We start from the raw sequence: 18,075 nt of genomic DNA on the forward strand, positions 1-18,075 counted from the left end.
TTGTGCGTATGATATCAATTTAAAAACGTTACTAAAGTGATCTACATCACACAAATTAACAAAAAATCAAATATAATCAATAAGATAAAGATATCTCTTTTGATACCTAGCCAACCGCAAAATCAATAAAGTATCAATTTTGATACAAAATACACAAAAAGCATTATTGCTAGTGAATAAATTTGTGAGTCTGTTTGCTCAATCTCTTTAGGTTCATTACGCCGATGCTAAAAAAATAACAATAAAATTACTTTAGTGTTACGCGCTGTACTGCTAAACTAGCTAACATTTTTATTATATTTATAGATAAATTATTTTTCAGGATAAATGTATGCGAACCAGTAAATATCTTCTTTCTACATTAAAAGAGACACCCGCAGATGCAGAGGTGATTAGCCATCAATTAATGTTACGTGCCGGCATGATTCGTAAAGTCGCAGCAGGATTGTATACTTGGTTACCCACTGGTTATCGTGTACTAAAAAAAGTCGAAAATATTGTTCGCGAAGAGATGAATAAAGCAGGTGCAATTGAAGTATTAATGCCGGTTGTTCAACCTGCCGATATTTGGCAAGAGAGTGGGCGCTGGGAACAATATGGTCCTGAATTATTACGGATAAAAGACCGTGGTAATCGTGATTTTGTTTTAGGTCCAACTCATGAAGAAGTCATCACTGATTTGTTACGTAATGAAGTCAGCTCATACAAACAATTACCACTTAATCTTTACCAAATTCAAACCAAATTTCGTGATGAAGTGCGACCTCGCTTTGGTGTAATGCGCTCGCGTGAATTTATTATGAAAGATGCTTACTCGTTTCATACATCACAAGAATCATTACAAGAAACGTATGATGATATGTATAAAGCCTATAGTGCAGTATTTACTCGTGCCGGATTAAACTTTAGAGCGGTGCGTGCCGATACAGGCTCAATTGGCGGTAACTGGTCTCACGAATTCCAAGTATTAGCCGATAGTGGCGAAGATGATATTGTCTTTTCAACTGAATCTGATTACGCCGCTAATATCGAGATGGCACAAGCATTAGCACCAACGCAAAGCCGCTTAGCACCAACTAAGGTGATGGAACGCATTGATACACCAAATGCAAAAACGATTGATGAATTAGTTGCACAATTCAATTTACCAATTGAAAAAACAGTTAAAACACTCATGGTTAAGGCGACAAAAGAGAGTGGGCACCAACTTGTTGCTTTATTAGTTCGTGGTGATCACACGTTGAACGAAATCAAAGCAGAAAAAATTGATATTGTGGCATCACCACTTGAATTTGCAACTGAAGAGGAAATTCGAGCAATTGTCAATGCTGGGCCAGGTTCATTAGGCCCTGTGAATCTTAATATGCCAATCATTATTGACCGCGATGTGGCTGTGATGAGTGACTTTAGTGCCGGTGCGAATATCGACCATAAACATTACGTTAATATCAATTGGGAGCGTGATGTTGCGTTACCAAGAGTTGAAGATATCCGTAATGTGGTGGAAGGCGATATTAGCCCTGATGGTAAAGGGACATTACAGATTAAACGTGGTATCGAAGTTGGGCATATTTTCCAACTTGGTACGAAGTATTCAGAGGCAATGAAAGCAACGGTCCAAGGCGAAGATGGACAAAACCACGTAATGATTATGGGCTGTTATGGTATTGGGGTTAGCCGAATTGTTGCAGCTGCAATCGAACAATGCCATGATGATCGAGGTATTGTATGGCCAGAAGCTATAGCCCCATTTAGTGTGGTCATCATCCCAATGAACATGCATAAATCAGAAAAAGTGCAAGCAACTGCTGAAAAACTGTATTCTGATTTACAAGCTTCTGGCATTGAAGTTTTATTTGACGATCGTAAAGAGCGACCAGGTGTGATGTTTGCCGATGCAGAGTTAATTGGTATTCCACATACTATTGTTATTGGTGAACGTAATCTAGAAAATGGTGAAGTGGAATATAAACATCGCTGTGGTGGTGATAAGCAAATGATAAAAATTAACGATATTGTAGAATTTATCAAAAATCGTCAAAGTAAAGCATAAAACCATTACTGATTTAATCTTAATAATGTTAAAGAAAGCACAACACTTAATCACTCTTAATGTTTGAGTTTAAAAAAATAGGGAGATATTATTGTTGTGTTTTCTAGCATTATTCATAGTTGACTATCAATATAAAGTGAAACCTCATTCACAATACCCCAATAATTTTTATCAAATTGGAATAATATTTGTCGAACAAAACAGCCGACTATAAAGTAGATACAATATCTGAATAAGCTAGGTTTTAAAACCATAATCAACTTGCATGTATTGCATAGTGATCGGGATAGCTTGAATAATACCGATCTTACCGAAGTTTGGATTAAGATACGGACTAGTCAGATTACCGACGAAAAATCATTGTAATACTTAAAGCCTTTAAACAATCACCAAACCAATATTAGTTCATTGTTGGCATGGCAGTGGACGAACTAGCATGACCGGTGCTATATACCGTTTAGTTTTTCAATTGGGTAAAGCTAAAGTTGTTAATCAATTAATGCAGCCTGAATTCGATCATCACTATAATGTGTACCCGAACATTATTAATGTATATAAAACAGTTGATATTGAAAAATTTGCCACGCAGTATTTCAATAATTTTTTTAATAAATTAGTTTAAAATAACTTTCCCTAATTAAGTAATTACACGCGTAAGTTAATCTCTTTTTAATATTCGTATTGAATTAAAATTGACAGTGATATTGCGTTTTTTTTCAGCTAAAATAAGGCAATTTAATTGTTAATTTAAGTGGTCTAAATAATGTTAAAAAAAGCAATCGCATTGGCACTCACTACCTCATTATTGTTGCAAAACTCACCGTTAGTTTTTGCTGATAACATTAACCTACCTGATATGGGAACCGCTGCTGCATCAACCTTAAGCATCGGTCAAGAGATGGAAATGGGGGATTATTATATGCGTTTGCTACGAGCCGATGCCCCTATCATCAATGATCCCGTACTCAATCAATATATTAATGATTTAGGTAAAAAACTCGTGTCAAAAGCGGAATCAGTCCAAACACCTTTTCATTTTTATATTATGCGCAGTGATGTCTTAAATGCGTTTGCCTTTTTTGGCGGTAATGTGGTGATTCATTCTAAACTGATTTTAGACACTGATAATGAAAGTCAATTAGCTTCAGTTATGGCGCACGAAATCGGCCATGTGACTCAACGTCACTTAGCCAGAGCAATGGAAAACCAAAACCGTAATAGTCCTTATGTTTGGGGTGCAGCATTAGGCTCATTACTACTTACGCTGGCGAATCCTGATGCTGGAATGGCCGCGATGACAAGTACGATGGCAGGTTCTGCACAAAACACAATTAGTTTTACACAAGCTAATGAACAAGAAGCCGATCGCGTGGGGCTTAGAACATTGGCTAAGGCAGGATTTGATCCTTATGCTTCATCCGAATTTTTACAAAAATTAGCTGATCAAACACGGTTTAGCAGTAAACCACCTGAGATTTTACTCACTCACCCACTACCAAATAGCCGTTTATCTGATATCCGTAGCCGTTCTATGCAATATAGTAAAAAAGAGCTACCTCCCTCTCTAAACTACTATTTAGCAAAAGCGCGTTTGGCTATTTTAATAACTAATAATCAAAATACCGGTAAATTATTAATTGAAGATTATAAAAAGTTGAATAATGAACAAAGTAAGATTGCTTTAGTCTATGCTAATGCTCTGTTTGATTATCGTAATAACAATTACCAAAAAGCCAAACAGCAACTTCAACCATTACTAGATAATGATCCAAATAATCTGTGGTACATCGATTTAATGACAGATATTGATCTGGACATGAATAATAATGCAGCAGCGATTAATCGGTTACAAACTGCTTTAAAAAAATCCCCAGATAGTTCAGCATTACAATTAAACTTGGCTAACGCATACGTTAAAAATCGTAATTATCAACAAGCGGTGAGCTTATTACACCGTTATACCTTTGATCATAGTGATGATACAAATGGTTGGGATCTGCTAATTACAGCTTATGGTGGATTAAACTCAAGGGCAAAAGAAATGAGTGCAAGAGCTGAACTTGTTGCATTAGAGGGGCAATTTCAACAATCTATTCAATTACTGCAAAATGCCAAAAAACAAACTAATGGCGATCAAACAATGATATCGAAGATTGATGCCAGAATAAATCAGTTACAACAACTTCAAAAACGTTACGCCCCTTATAGTAAAAATAGATAAGTTTACTAATTAGGCTCAATATTTCTCGACTAACGTTATAAAAGGCATTAGTCGAGAAATAAAAATGGGGTAAATTGCTGGTTATTTATCAGCTAAATGATCAACATTATTATAATAGTTAACCGTAAATTTACCTTCAGATTGACCATCTTGTTGCTGATAATTTACAACACTGACACTGGTATTTAACATTCGTGGAAAATAGTCTTCATCCCGATGTAAACGCCAATCACCACCATTTAATACACAAAGTAATAAACGTAATACGGTGCCATGCGAAACAACTAAAATATTACCTTTATCTTCACTGGCATTTTGAGTAATGGTATGCAGTGCACGTTTCATTCGTACCAGTGTATCAAGATAATTTTCACCGTGATTAACAGAAGCATCAAAGTTAGCTGGATCGGTTAGATAAGTATTAAATTCAGGCACTTCTTTTTTCAAATAAGGGACAGATTTTCCTTCCCAAAGACCAAAATCCATCTCACATAAATCGGCTAATTCAAAGGTTGGAATTTTATTATCATTTTCGTGAACGATATAATCACGTGTTTCTTTAGCGCGTAGCTGTGGGCTTGAATAAGCTTGCATAAAAGGGATATGCTTTAAATATTGACCTGTAATCTTCGCGCCCAAAATACCTTGTTCAGTTAACGGTGAATTTTGCGATCCTTGCATCTGATCTTTAATATTCCACTCGGTTTGGCCATGTCTAATTAAGTATAAATTAAGATCTTTCATTCGTCCTCACTACTTTTTTTCAATTTAAGATTCGGTTTGATGATGCTTTTCTGTTCTAAGATAACTTAAGCATGCTTGTAATTTATCATCCATTGTTGCGCTTAACTGCATATCTTGTAACGTTTTAGGATGAATAAAGGTCAAATTGGCAGCATGCAAAAATAATCGATTAAGTTTAGTATTGGCTAATAACCTATCAAATTGGCTATCACCATAACGATCATCAAATGCAATAGGATGATTGGCATATTGAGTATGTACACGAATCTGATGTGTACGGCCTGTAACAGGACTGGCTTTAATCAACGTTGCAAACTTAAATCTCTCTTCAACTTTAAAACGTGTCTCTGAAGGTTTACCTTCTTTATCGACTTTAACCACTCGTTCGCCACTTTTCAAAACATTTTTAAGTAACGGTGCCTGTATAACTTTGCATTCAGAAGGCCAATCACCTTTTACTAATGCTAAATAGTTCTTTTTCATCTGTTTTAAACGCAGTTGTTCATGCAGTGCTTTTAATGCTGAACGTTTTTTAGCAATGAGTAACACACCTGATGTTTCGCGATCGATTCGATGAACCAATTCCAGGAATTTTGCTTCAGGCCTTAATGCTCGAAGTCCTTCAATGACCCCAAAACTTAAACCACTACCGCCATGAACAGCAATACCCGAGGGTTTATTAATAGCCATTATCACATCATCTTCATAAATAATGGCTTTTTCTAAATCGGCAACTTTATTTAATTTAGTTGAGATTTCAGGTGAGGTTTTTTCTGCTACGCGAATAGGCGGTATACGAATTTCATCCCCAATATTGAGCTTATACTCGGGTTTAATGCGTTTTTTATTAACGCGTACTTCACCTTTCCTCAGTATGCGATAAATCATACTTTTGGGCACACCTTTCAAGTGTGTGATAAGAAAGTTATCAATTCGCTGCGTCGCATTTTCTTCAGTGATGATAACAAATGAGACCTGTAATTTTGTTTGTGGAACGTTTGAATCCATAAGAAATGATTAATCCGCCATCAATAAATAAAAGTCGTTTACATTATTCGAAAATAAACTACACTACCACTAATTAAAAATAAAGACAGATTATTTTCGATATAATTAAAGATAGCTAATTATAGCCGAATATGGAGGAATAAAACAGTATGTTATCGTTACTTAATCAATACTCTCGCGCAAGATTTGCTTGGTTTTTACTCTTCCTTTCAACCCTTATTTTCGAGTTAACTGCACTTTATTTTCAACACAGCTTAGGACTAGCGCCTTGCACACTGTGTATTTATCAACGTTGCGCCATTTTTGGCATCATGTTAGCCAGTATTATTGGCTTAATTGCACCGAATAATTTTATTTTTAGAATAATGGGGATCGCCATTTGGTTAATTAGTGCATATAAAGGCTTTAACTTAGCAACATTTCACGCCCATTTACAATTCGAACCAAACTTTAGTGACACTTGCGCTATTAATGTTCAGTTTCCATCATGGCTACCTTTAAACGAGTGGATACCGGGCCTGTTTAATGCTTACGGCTCGTGTGCAGATAAAATTTGGTCTTTTTTAACCATTGAAATGTCACAATGGATGATCATTATTTTTGCTTGCTATTTTATAGTTGGATTATTCGTGTTTATTGCCCAATTTTTTGCAGTAAACAAAAATACCTTATGGAAAAATTAGGTGCGCTATAAAACTGGCACTTTTTGTTGAGTTTGTTAGAATGTGTGGCAATTTTATCTTATAAATTGTCATACATAAATGCTTTTGGAATATCATCCCCCTATTGACCCTTGGCTATCTATCTTATACCAAGATGATCATATTGTTGTTGTCAATAAACAACCCGGTATTTTATCGGTGTCGGGCAACAAACCTCAATTTATCGATAGCATTATTCATCGTTTACAGCAAAAATTTAGCTACGTCGAGTCCGTTCATCGATTAGATATGGCAACCAGTGGCATTATGGTTGCCGCTTTATCTAAACTCGCCGATCGAGAAATAAAAAAGCAATTTCGAGAACGAATCCCCAAAAAAAATTATATTGCCGTAGTTTATGGGCATATTAAAGAGGATAGCGGTCAAGTTGAATTACCGTTGATTTGTGATTGGCCAAACCGTCCACGACAAATGGTTGATTTAGAAAATGGCAAGCCTGCACTGACGTTATATCAAGTCATTTCAAGAAACCCTGATAACACAACTCGGGTTAGCTTATCGCCTTTTACGGGTCGATCACACCAATTACGCGTGCATATGCAAGCACTGGGACATCCTATTTTAGGCGATAAATTTTATGCACATCCTGAAGCCTTTTCTCGGTCTAAAAGATTGTTACTCCATGCGCAATCGTTAACAATTCTCCACCCCAAGACAGGTGAAAGTATGACCTTTAACTGCGATCCCGATTTTTAACGAAACTTATAAATCGAACAACGGTTAACGATAGTTATCAACATAATTTTATGGTAAGGAATTAAAGATGCAAAAAATTGTTTTAGCAACCAATAATCAAGGCAAAGTCAACGAATTGCAAACGCTTTTAGCCGATGCTGGCTTTAATATTGTGGCACAAAAAGAATTTAATGTTCCCGATGTCGATGAAACAGGTTTAACTTTTATCGAAAATGCCATTTTAAAAGCAAGGCATACCGCAAAATTAACAGGACTACCTGCTATTGCTGATGATTCAGGTTTAGTGGTTGATGCCCTTAATGGTGCGCCAGGCATTTATTCCGCGCGTTATGCGGGTTGCCATGGTAACGATAAATTAAATAATCAAAAATTACTTTCACAACTACACAATGTCCCAGCAGAAAAGCGCATTGCCTATTTTTATTGTGCCTTGGTTTTTATGCGCCATGATAACGATCCAACACCGATTATTTGTTTAGGCAAATGGCATGGATTAATCCTAAATCAAGAACAAGGAGAAGGCGGCTTTGGCTATGATCCACTGTTTTATATACCAGAATTAGATTGCACAGCTGCCCAACTTAGCAAAGAACATAAAAGCCAGATTTCACACCGTGGTCAAGCGTTAAAACAGTTAATTACTAAAATAAAATCCGAATATTAATAGCAATATCATCGATATATGAAATTGCATCTTGTTGAGTAAACGGTATATACTTAAGTTAATTAGCATATTGGAGTTAACATTGTGATTCTGATGATCGTTAGTGGCCGTTCAGGTTCTGGAAAATCGATTGCACTACGTGCACTAGAAGATATGGGTTTTTATTGTGTGGATAACATCCCTGTTGTGCTATTGCCACAATTAGCCGACTCATTAAAAAACAATAATACCCCCGTTGCTGTTAGCATCGATATTCGCAATTTACCGCCAAATTTTGATTTTAACCGCGACATTTTGCAACAACTGCCAAACTCTGTCACACCCGAGATTATCTTCTTTGACTGTAGCCGCAATACCCTAATTCGTCGTTATAGCGAAACCAGACGAATCCATCCCTTGACCAATCAAAAATACTCGCTTGAAGAAGCAATCGATCTTGAAGAAAAATATTTAGAATCATTAAAATCCAATGCAAGTTTAGTCATCAATACTGATAATCTTTCAGTACATCAACTATCAGACATTTTACGAACACGTATTTTAGGTAAAAAAGAACGTGAATTAACCATGATCTTTGAATCCTTTGGTTTTAAACATGGTTTGCCAGTCGATGCCGATTTTGTTTTTGATGTCCGTTTTTTACCTAATCCCCATTGGGATATTGCACTACGTCCCCTAACTGGATTAGATGAGCCAGTAAAAAAATATCTATTTCAGCATGATGAAGTGACCAATTTTATCTATCAAACAGCCAGTTATTTACAGCAATGGTTACCGATGTTAGAAAAAAACAATCGTAGTTATTTAACCATTGCTATTGGTTGTACCGGAGGACAACATCGCTCCGTTTTTATTGCTGAACAGCTGGCTGAATTTTTCAAAGCACAAAATAAGCAAGTACAAATCCGGCACCGAACCTTAGAAAAAAAATAATTATTCGTTTTCGGTATGATAAAAATGCCAAACTTGATCGCAGCGCTGTTTATATCTGTCCATAATCTCTTTTAACGTTGCTTTTGGCTTTATTGGTTCAGGTTGTGGTGTAACAAGCTCACTGACTTTGATTAATGTTATATCTGAAGGCAATTGCGCTAATTTATTTTTTAACACATTGAGTGTCTGTGGATGAGGATGACCAATGGCAATGGCAACCCCTTTTTTACGAGCAACTTGAATAGCTAATTCAAATTGCTGGCTAATAGCATGTTCATTTTGCTGATCATCTAAAAATACATCACGCACAACTACAGGTATATTATAGGCGCTCGCTGCTGTTTTGACGGCTGTTTTGCCAATCGTTTTACTATCTAAAAAAAACATAGAGTGTGGGCTAAGTGCTTTCATAACATATTGCATACCATTAAGATTGGATGTCATTAAACTGCCCATATGATTATTAACACCAATAGCATGAGGTACACGCTCAATAGCATTATTCACAATGCGATTAATCTCAGTTTCGCTCATAGTGGGGAACAATGTATCTTTTTCCAGTGGCTGCTTACCCATTGGTGCCATGGGTAAGTGTATAATCACATCATTCCCCTGTTCATGAGCCATATTAGCGATACGTTTTGCATTAGGTGAATGGGGTAAAACCGCAACTGTTATATCGGTTGATAATTTTATAATTTGCTCTTCATTATGTTGCCGATAACCAAAATCATCAATAACCAGAGCTAATTGTGCCGCAAAAACTAGACTTGGATTAAAAAATAACAGACTAATAAGTATGTGAATGATTAAACGATACATTATTTTAACCAACCTTTAGGATCTAACGCCTTACCATCTCGGCGAATCTCAAAATAGAGTCCTGAACTATTTTGCCCTCCACTTGAACCAACTAAAGCAATGGCCTGTCCAGTGGAGATTTTATCGCCTACATCGACTAAAACACGTTGGTTATAACCATATAAACTCATATCGCCTTTACCATGCTCAAGTGCAACCACAAAACCATAACCTTGCAACCAACTGGCCAGTATCACTCGACCATCAGCGATTGCCTTAACTTGGGTACCATCCTTCGCATTAATTACCATACCTTTCCAATACAGTTCACCTTGCAATGACTCACCAAATCGATGTACGACTGGCCCTGTGACCGGCCAATTAAATTGGTGTTGTGGTTTGCCTATACCACTTACACGTGCCATTAATGCCCGTTCATCAGAATTTAAAGTGTAGTTGGTGTTTTTTTGTTTCTGCTCAATATGTTTTGCCTGTCTTGCTTCTTCTTCGGCTAATCGTCGACTCTCTTTTTCGGCTTGAGCAATTTTTGCTTGTAACTTGGTTTCATTTTCACGCAGTTCAGCCAATCTTTGTTGATTGACCTGCATGGATGATTCGAGCGAAGTAATGGTTTTTTGTCGATCTTGACGGTTTTTTTCAAGACCAACTTGTTCTTGTTTCTGTTTGGTTTGTAATGCTTGCTGTGAAATTTGTTTATTTTGTAACGTTAATTTTTTTTCATTTAACTGTAATTGCGTTTCACGAAGTGCATTAATCAGTTGTTGTCTAGCTTGATTAATATAACCATAATAATTAATCAGCCGTTCATTACGCTCACTTTGTTCACTGGCAAAAATCAGCGATAATCCTGTTGTTTTTCCTAATTTAAATGCGCTTTCAAGTTGTTTAGATAATGCATCTCGCTGTTGTTGTTGCTTAATATTTAATTGTTCAATTTGTTTAATTAACCGATTAATTTCACTATCGATTTTTTTTAAAGTTAAATCGTTTTTCTCAATTGAAGTCAATAATTTTGCAATTTCTGTTTCTTGCTGTTTAAGATCGTTAACTAATTGGTTTCGCTCTTTTTTTTGCTCAGCTAAACGATTTTCTTGTTCTTGAATTGAACGACGCAAAGTCTGTAACTGCTGATTATCATCAGCAGCATACAAAACATTAACTTGTGTAAGTCCAATAAAAATAAACGTTAGAAAATATCGATAAATAGCCATGGCATTATGATAAGTATTGATAACCAAGCAAAAGGGATAAAACACTATACCTAGAAATGCATAAAGATGCAAAACCAAAACTATTTAGATAAGCATTGAGAGTAATTGCAACAGATAGTAATTAGGCATTTCACAAGCTCCAATAAAAAGTATAAAATACAACACTATTTAAATTATCGAACAATCAATTCAACCATAAAGATAACATCATGCAAAAGTTTAATGTCAAAACCTTTCAAGGGTTAATACTAACGTTACAAGATTACTGGGCTAATCAAGGTTGTACGGTGATTCAGCCATTGGATATGGAAGTTGGGGCCGGTACTTCACACCCGATGACGTGTTTACGCGCTCTTGGACCTGAACCCATTAATGCTGCTTACGTTCAACCCTCTCGCCGTCCAACTGATGGGCGCTATGGTGAAAACCCTAATAGGTTACAACACTACTATCAATTTCAAGTTATCTTAAAACCCTCTCCAGACAACATTCAAGAGCTCTATCTGGGTTCATTAAAAGAGTTAGGGCTCGATCCAACCGTTAATGATATTCGTTTTGTAGAAGACAACTGGGAAAACCCTACATTAGGTGCTTGGGGGCTTGGCTGGGAAGTATGGTTAAATGGGATGGAAGTGACTCAATTTACCTATTTCCAACAAGTGGGTGGTCTTGAGTGTAAACCCGTCACTGGTGAGATCACTTATGGTTTAGAACGCCTTGCGATGTATATTCAAGGTGTCGATAGTGTGTATGATTTGGTTTGGAGTGATGGCGCATTTGGTAAAACCACTTATGGTGATGTGTTCCATCAAAATGAAGTTGAGCAATCAACGTATAATTTTGAATATGCCAATATTGATTTTCTATTTTATTGCTTTGAACAACATGAAAAAGAAGCAAAAATGTTACTTGAATTAGAAAAACCGCTGCCACTACCTGCTTACGAACGTATTTTAAAAGCTGCACACTGTTTTAATTTACTTGATGCGCGTAAAGCTATTTCAGTAACTGAACGCCAACGTTATATATTGCGCATTCGAACATTAACCAAAATGGTTGCTGAAGCATATTATGCATCACGTGAAGCGCTTGGTTTTCCAATGTGCCAACATTCACCGTCAAATCAAAGTGCATCAAAGTAGGATTTTAATATTATGCAAAAAACATTTTTAGTGGAAATTGGTACCGAAGAGCTACCACCTAAATCACTCCGCACTTTAGCTGAAAGTTTTGCGGCAAATTTTATTGAGCAACTGGACAATGCCAAGTTAGAACATGGCGAAGTACTTTGGTATGCTTCACCGCGACGCTTAGCATTAAAAGTTCTAAATTTAAATGATACTCAACCCGATAGCCAAATTGTTAAACGAGGACCGGCTGTTAGTGCAGCATTTGATGCTAATGGTAAACCAACTAAAGCAGCTGAAGGCTGGGCTCGTGGTTGTGGTATTACTGTTGACCAAGCAGAGCGTATTCAAACAGATAAAGGTGAATGGTTATCTTATACCCAAAACCAAAAAGGCCAACCTGTTGTTAACCTATTGTGTGATATGGTTAAAGGTGCGTTAAGCAAATTACCTATTCCAAAACCAATGCGCTGGGCAGCTCGACAAGTTGAATTTATTCGTCCGAGTCATACGGTAACGATGTTATATGGTGATGAATTAGTACCGGGCACAATTTTAGACATTGAGTCAAACCGCATCATTCGTGGGCATCGTTTTATGGGTGAACAGGAATTCACCATTGATAATGCCGACCAATATCCAGAAATGTTGGAGCAACGTGGTAAAGTTATTGCCGATTATGACAAACGAAAATCAATTATTAAACAGCAAGCAGAGCAAGCCGCAGCAAAATTAAATGGTAAAGCTGATTTAACCGAAAGCTTGTTAGAAGAAGTCTCGTCATTGGTTGAATGGCCTGTTGTTTTAACGGCTAAATTTGAAGAAAGATTTTTAGATGTACCAGCCGAATCACTGGTTTATACGATGAAAGGCGATCAAAAATATTTTCCTGTTTATGATAAACAAGGAAAATTATTACCGAATTTTATTTTTGTTGCCAATATCGAATCAAAAGATCCGCAAGTGGTCATTTCAGGTAATGAAAAAGTAGTACGCCCACGCTTAGCCGATGCTGAATTTTTTTACAAAACAGATTTAAAACAGCGCTTGGAAGATCGTCTACCTCGTTTAGAAACGGTGTTATTCCAACAACAGCTTGGAACAGTCAAAGACAAATCATTACGAATTGAGTCACTAGCTGGTTTTATAGCCGACAAAATTGGGGCTAATGTCGAACAAGCTAAACGTGCAGGTAAACTTACTAAATGCGATTTAGTCACCAATACTGTTTTTGAATTTCCCGAAACACAAGGAATAATGGGACGTTATTTAGCGCTAAAAGATGGTGAAAGCATTGAAGTTGCCACCGCGATTGAAGAGCAATACAAACCACGTTTTGCTGGGGATGAGTTGCCAAGCACAAATGTATCAAGTGCGGTATCAATTGCCGAAAAAATGGATACGTTAGCCGGTATTTTTGGTATAGGGCAACATCCTAAAGGTGATAAAGACCCTTTTGCTTTACGCCGCGCTGCAATTGGTATTTTGCGTATTATTGTTGAGAATAACTTACCGCTCGATCTTGTCGAATTATCAAATTTTGCTGTTTCATTATATGGTGACAAACTCAACAATAAACAGGTTGTGGAAGATATTGTCAGCTTTATGCAAGGTCGATTCCGAGCCTGGTATCAAGAGCAAGGTTTTACCATTGATACCATACAAGCAGTACTCGCACTTAATCCAACCAAGCCTGCTGATTTTGATGCGCGCATTAAAGCCGTGACACATTTTAGAACACTGCCAGAAGCCTCTTCGCTTGCTGAAGCTAACAAGCGGGTATCAAATATCCTCTCTAAAACAGAATTGGTGATACCTGATGCGGTGAATGCCTCACTACTTGAAGCAGGCGCAGAAGGTGAACTTGCTATGCAAGTTGCAGTATTAACCGATAAATTAGCCCCTTATTTTACTCAAGGTCGTTATCAACAAGCTTTAGTAGAATTGTCTGCACTTAAAGCACCTGTTGATGCATTTTTTGCCTCAACCATGGTCATGGCAGATGATGAAAAAATTAAACTTAATCGGTTAGCATTGCTGAAAAAATTGCAAAATTTATTTTTAAAAGTTGCGGATATTTCATTACTACAATCGTAATTTGTAATTTATTTATCACTATAGTGGTAACCAATTAGGTTACCACCTTATTAGTAGGAACGAGACATGCAAATCGAAGTATCTTTTTCTCAAGTATTTAATCAAACAACTAATTTTGTCAAAAACCGTTTTTTACAACTCGTTATTATCAGTTTTATCGTCAGTTTAATTACAACATGTATCAGTAGTTATTTAATTGATCCACAAATGTTTAAACAATTATCGAGCACGACTATGACAGTCGATCAATTATTAATGTATGTATTAAAACCTGCGTTAATTAGTTTGGTCATCACTTTCATCATGCAAGCGATACTACTTGCTGTTGTTTATAACTATTCAATCCACGATAAATTCGATTTTAATCTTATCTTATCTCGAATGTTACCAAATGCGCTTAATATCATAAGTTTTTACCTAACTTATTTGTTTATCATTCTGTTTGCTATGATATTTTTAACATTGATATTTATGATGTTGCAATTTATTTTACCCGCTAAAATGGTAACGTTTTTGTTTGGTGTATTAATCATTGCCGCAATATTGCTGATAGTAACAATTTCTTATTATTTTCAAGGTTCAATTATTGCACCTTCAACAAAAACGTTTATTCAACATTTTGTAGAAAGTCATAAATATGCCATTTCTTATTGGCGTTTAACCGTTCCAATGGTTTTAATTTATTGCACGGTATCAATTCTCTTTTCTATTGTCGATAGTGCACTTAATAACCTTGTAATAAATATCATCAGCTCAACTTTGCAAATACTCACAAGTATTTTTTGTATTTGTTTCTTCTATCGTCTAACTATTCTGTCAAAGAATGAGCAACTATCACATAACACACCTGAGCAAAATAATAATTTAACTATCTAACATTATTTACGCTTATTCTTAATCACTCTATTAACAAATGTGAATAGAGTGATTAAAATTAGACAATCATTTCTATTATCTAATTCTTTTGGAAAACACGATGACGCCCGCAATTGACCAACTAAAAAAATTGAGAATTCCATTCAAAATTCATCAATATGATCATGATCCTAATCAGACCCATTATGGTCAAGAAGCAGCAAATAAACTCGATCCAAGTTTACACATTACATCCAACCAAATATTTAAAACTTTAGTCGTAACTTTAAATGGCAATGATAAAACATTAGCAGTTTGTGTTGTACCTGTTGATTACCATTTGGATCTAAAAAAAGCGGCAAAAGCATTAAATTGTAAAAAAATAGAGTTGGCCGATGCCCATTTAGCGCAAAAAATCACGGGGTATTTGGTAGGAGGAATCAGTCCATTGGGACAAAAAAAACAGCTCACCACACTTATTGATCTTAGTGCTAATGATCTTAGCTCAATGTTGATATCTGGCGGTAAAAGAGGTCTCGAAATCGAAATTAAACCACAAGATCTTGTTAACGCATTACCTGCACAATTGGTTGATATTAAAGCCTAATTTGCTGATCATATCATGTTGGGTTAGTTTAATATTTATATGGTAATTTAAAACTTAAAATAGAATGATGGGAAAATACAAAGACCTTAAGGGATTACCTTAAGGCCTAAAATACCCTGTCAAAAGTAAATATCGACAGAAAAAAATTATTTAATTGCTTCTTTCAAGCTTTTACCTGATACGAACGCTGGTACTTTGCCTGCAGCAATTTTGATTTCTTTACCTGTTTTAGGGTTACGGCCGATACGAGCATTTCGATGATTAACTTTGAATGTACCAAAACCAACTAATTGCACTGGATCTCCAGCTTTTAATGATTCAGTAATAGCTGCTAAAGTTGCTTCTAATGCAGTTTTAGCTGCAACCTTAGTAATATCCGCTTTGCTAGCAATTGCATCTACAAGTTCTGTTTTATTCATGGAGATATCCTTACATAATTATTTTATTGTTAAAGTTAACATTATAAGCAATGTCAATAACCGACTTTGCCCCTGTAAACAATGTTTAGATTACATTGATGTTAAATGTAGTCTATATTCATCCAATGTTAAAGAAAAATTTAGTAAAAAATAAAAAAATAGGGCATTCAGCGGCTTAATTGCTCAAAAAAACACCAATATTGCTTATTTGAGCCGCCCTAATATCGTCTTTTAAACCCTTTATTAGATCAATCTTGTCATGAGATTCTTCGCGCAATAATCGAAATATTTCCCATTGCAAATCAAATTCTTCAATCACACCCGGTAAATTTAACTGTTCATCTTTGGAAAGATAAGTATCTAATTTTGTCATTTCGAATTCAGCTACCGTGGTTGCCGATATACTACTAACTTTTGCTGTATGTTCGGCAATATCATCCGTTAGATGAGCATGTATAAGCTCACTTAAGGCCTGACAAGCATCAATCGCAGGATAGATCATATAAGCGCTATCTTCATTCACAGTGGGAATAATCGCCTCTAATTTTTCTAATTGTAAATCAAAATTAATTTTAACTTTCTCAACTAATAATGACTCCCACATTAAATCAAGAATGTTTTTATAGCTTTTAGCATCATCCTCATTATGCTGTTGCTTAGTATAATAGACATAATTTGGGTACATTCGTTCACATAAGCAAACCATAAATAAATATTGTTGCCATGGTGCTAATTTTTCAACTCTTAACTGAACTGGATTTTTAATCATAATGAAACCTTTTAGACCGCTCGTGTACAGCCTCAATTAAATATTGTACATGTTCTACGGGAATATCTTGGTGAATACCATGCCCTAAATTAAAAATATGACCATTATGGAATCCAAATTCATTAAGCACAGCTTCAACATTTGATTCTATTGTTAACTTTCCGGCATACAACACAGATGGATCTAAATTGCCTTGTACCGCAATGCGTCCTTTTTGGGCAATATGGCTCAAATTCACAGTCCAATCAACACCAATTGCATCACATCCTGTATTCACAATACTATCTAACCATAACCCACCACCTTTGGTGAAAAGTGTGACTGGCACATAGGACGAAATAGCTTGAGTTTTATGACCTCGTTTTAATTTTGATAAAATTAACTGCATATAATGCAGTGAAAACGTTTGATAACATTGATGGCTTAAAACGCCACCCCAAGTATCAAATATCATGAGCGATTGAGCGCCCGCTTCGATTTGGGCATTTAAATATAACGCGATGCTTTCGGCAAGCTTTTCAAGAAGTAAATGTAAAACTTTCGGTTTGCTATACAGCATTTTTTTTATTTTAGTAAACGTTTTACTACTTCCCCCTTCAATCATATAAGTTGCTAATGTCCATGGGCTACCCGAAAATCCAATCAACGGAACTTTACCATTAAGTTCTTTTTTGGTTAGGCTTATTGCATCCATCACATATCTTAATGAATCATTTGGATCGGGAATAGGTAACTGCTCAATATCAGACAAGCTCGATATTGTTTGACGAAATTTTGGTCCTTCACCCGGCTCGAAATACAGACCTAATCCCATTGCATCAGGTATGGTCAATATATCAGAAAAAATAATAGCCGCATCAAGATCAAAACGCGTTAAGGGTTGTAAAGTCGCTTCACATGCCAGTTCTGGTGTTTGGCACATAGTCATAAAATTACCCGCCTTTGCGCGCAACTGTCTATACTCAGGTAAATAACGCCCAGCCTGACGCATCATCCAAACAGGGGTATAATCAACAGGTAGACATTGTAATGCGCGTAAATAACGATCATTTTTTAATTGGCTCATGATATCCGCTCTTTAAGTAACTATTATATTATGTCAAGCAATGCAACGTTAACATCACGTA

18 protein-coding genes are annotated in these 18,075 nt (G+C 36.1%); 11 read left to right on the forward strand and 7 right to left on the reverse strand.

Annotated features, from left to right (window positions below):
• Positions 1-331 precede the first annotated feature (331 nt).
• The 3 genes from proS (at position 332) to J3U57_RS10515 (ending at position 4,274) form a co-directional block, all read left to right on the forward strand.
• Entirely contained in the window at positions 332-2,053 is a 1,722-nt protein-coding gene (proS, locus tag J3U57_RS10505; protein WP_267344679.1) for a proline--tRNA ligase, read from the forward strand.
• Between the two features lie 436 nt (positions 2,054-2,489).
• Positions 2,490-2,675, forward strand: a complete 186-nt coding sequence (locus J3U57_RS10510; protein ID WP_267344680.1) for a hypothetical protein — start codon at positions 2,490-2,492, stop codon at positions 2,673-2,675.
• 141 nt (positions 2,676-2,816) lie between these two features.
• Positions 2,817-4,274 (forward strand): M48 family metalloprotease, encoded by a 1,458-nt coding sequence (locus J3U57_RS10515; RefSeq protein ID WP_065798965.1) that lies wholly within the window; start codon positions 2,817-2,819, stop codon positions 4,272-4,274.
• A gap of 81 nt (positions 4,275-4,355) precedes the next feature.
• Here the strand turns inward: J3U57_RS10515 and J3U57_RS10520 are convergent, their stop codons facing one another.
• Together J3U57_RS10520 and rluC are read right to left on the reverse strand one after the other, a co-directional pair.
• Positions 4,356-5,018, reverse strand: coding sequence for a histidine phosphatase family protein (locus J3U57_RS10520; RefSeq protein ID WP_267334298.1), 663 nt, complete (start codon positions 5,016-5,018; stop codon positions 4,356-4,358).
• A gap of 24 nt (positions 5,019-5,042) precedes the next feature.
• Positions 5,043-6,026, reverse strand: a complete 984-nt coding sequence (gene rluC, locus J3U57_RS10525; RefSeq protein ID WP_267344682.1) for a 23S rRNA pseudouridine(955/2504/2580) synthase RluC — start codon at positions 6,024-6,026, stop codon at positions 5,043-5,045.
• A 149-nt stretch (positions 6,027-6,175) separates the two neighbouring features.
• On the opposite strand from rluC, the gene dsbB reads away from it, so the two are divergent.
• From dsbB to rapZ, 4 genes are all read left to right on the forward strand, one after another.
• On the forward strand, positions 6,176-6,709 hold the full coding sequence (gene dsbB, locus J3U57_RS10530) for a disulfide bond formation protein DsbB (RefSeq protein WP_267334296.1): 534 nt from the start codon (positions 6,176-6,178) through the stop codon (positions 6,707-6,709).
• Between the two features lie 78 nt (positions 6,710-6,787).
• Positions 6,788-7,444 (forward strand): bifunctional tRNA pseudouridine(32) synthase/23S rRNA pseudouridine(746) synthase RluA, encoded by a 657-nt coding sequence (rluA, locus tag J3U57_RS10535; protein WP_267334295.1) that lies wholly within the window; start codon positions 6,788-6,790, stop codon positions 7,442-7,444.
• A gap of 67 nt (positions 7,445-7,511) precedes the next feature.
• Positions 7,512-8,108, forward strand: a complete 597-nt coding sequence (locus tag J3U57_RS10540; RefSeq protein WP_267344684.1) for an XTP/dITP diphosphatase — start codon at positions 7,512-7,514, stop codon at positions 8,106-8,108.
• A gap of 84 nt (positions 8,109-8,192) precedes the next feature.
• Positions 8,193-9,041, forward strand: coding sequence for an RNase adapter RapZ (gene rapZ / locus J3U57_RS10545; protein WP_065634009.1), 849 nt, complete (start codon positions 8,193-8,195; stop codon positions 9,039-9,041).
• Here the strand turns inward: rapZ and J3U57_RS10550 are convergent, their stop codons facing one another.
• Together J3U57_RS10550 and envC are read right to left on the reverse strand one after the other, a co-directional pair.
• The gene (locus J3U57_RS10550; RefSeq protein ID WP_267344685.1) at positions 9,042-9,863 is read right to left on the reverse strand and encodes a divergent polysaccharide deacetylase family protein; all 822 of its coding nucleotides are present in this window, start codon (positions 9,861-9,863) and stop codon (positions 9,042-9,044) included. It lies immediately after the preceding gene.
• Entirely contained in the window at positions 9,863-11,074 is a 1,212-nt protein-coding gene (gene envC, locus J3U57_RS10555; RefSeq protein ID WP_267334292.1) for a murein hydrolase activator EnvC, read from the reverse strand. The genes J3U57_RS10550 and envC overlap by 1 nt, the downstream gene beginning before the upstream one ends.
• A 209-nt stretch (positions 11,075-11,283) precedes the next feature.
• Between envC and glyQ the strand changes: the two genes are divergently transcribed.
• The 4 genes from glyQ (at position 11,284) to ybaK (ending at position 15,760) form a co-directional block, all read left to right on the forward strand.
• Complete coding sequence (glyQ, locus tag J3U57_RS10560; RefSeq protein WP_267334291.1) at positions 11,284-12,216, forward strand: glycine--tRNA ligase subunit alpha; 933 nt, start codon at positions 11,284-11,286, stop codon at positions 12,214-12,216.
• Positions 12,217-12,225: 9 nt separating this feature from the next.
• Entirely contained in the window at positions 12,226-14,298 is a 2,073-nt protein-coding gene (glyS, locus tag J3U57_RS10565) for a glycine--tRNA ligase subunit beta (RefSeq protein ID WP_416379611.1), read from the forward strand.
• A 66-nt stretch (positions 14,299-14,364) separates the two neighbouring features.
• Entirely contained in the window at positions 14,365-15,174 is an 810-nt protein-coding gene (locus J3U57_RS10570) for a hypothetical protein (protein ID WP_267334289.1), read from the forward strand.
• A 100-nt stretch (positions 15,175-15,274) separates the two neighbouring features.
• Positions 15,275-15,760, forward strand: a complete 486-nt coding sequence (gene ybaK, locus J3U57_RS10575; protein WP_267334288.1) for a Cys-tRNA(Pro) deacylase — start codon at positions 15,275-15,277, stop codon at positions 15,758-15,760.
• A gap of 146 nt (positions 15,761-15,906) precedes the next feature.
• Here the strand turns inward: ybaK and J3U57_RS10580 are convergent, their stop codons facing one another.
• The 3 genes from J3U57_RS10580 to hemE form a co-directional block, all read right to left on the reverse strand.
• Positions 15,907-16,179, reverse strand: coding sequence for an HU family DNA-binding protein (locus J3U57_RS10580; RefSeq protein WP_065634002.1), 273 nt, complete (start codon positions 16,177-16,179; stop codon positions 15,907-15,909).
• A gap of 175 nt (positions 16,180-16,354) precedes the next feature.
• Positions 16,355-16,948 carry a YjaG family protein gene (locus J3U57_RS10585; RefSeq protein WP_267344686.1) on the reverse strand — a complete coding sequence of 198 codons (594 nt, stop codon included), beginning with the start codon at positions 16,946-16,948 and terminating at the stop codon, positions 16,355-16,357.
• A complete protein-coding gene (gene hemE / locus J3U57_RS10590; RefSeq protein WP_267344687.1) occupies positions 16,941-18,014 on the reverse strand; it encodes a uroporphyrinogen decarboxylase in 1,074 nt (357 codons plus the stop codon). Before hemE ends, J3U57_RS10585 begins: the two co-directional genes overlap by 8 nt.
• Between the last annotated feature and the right edge of the window lie 61 nt (positions 18,015-18,075).

This window comes from Gilliamella sp. B3464, from assembly GCF_026536145.1.
Lineage (GTDB): Bacteria > Pseudomonadota > Gammaproteobacteria > Enterobacterales > Orbaceae > Gilliamella.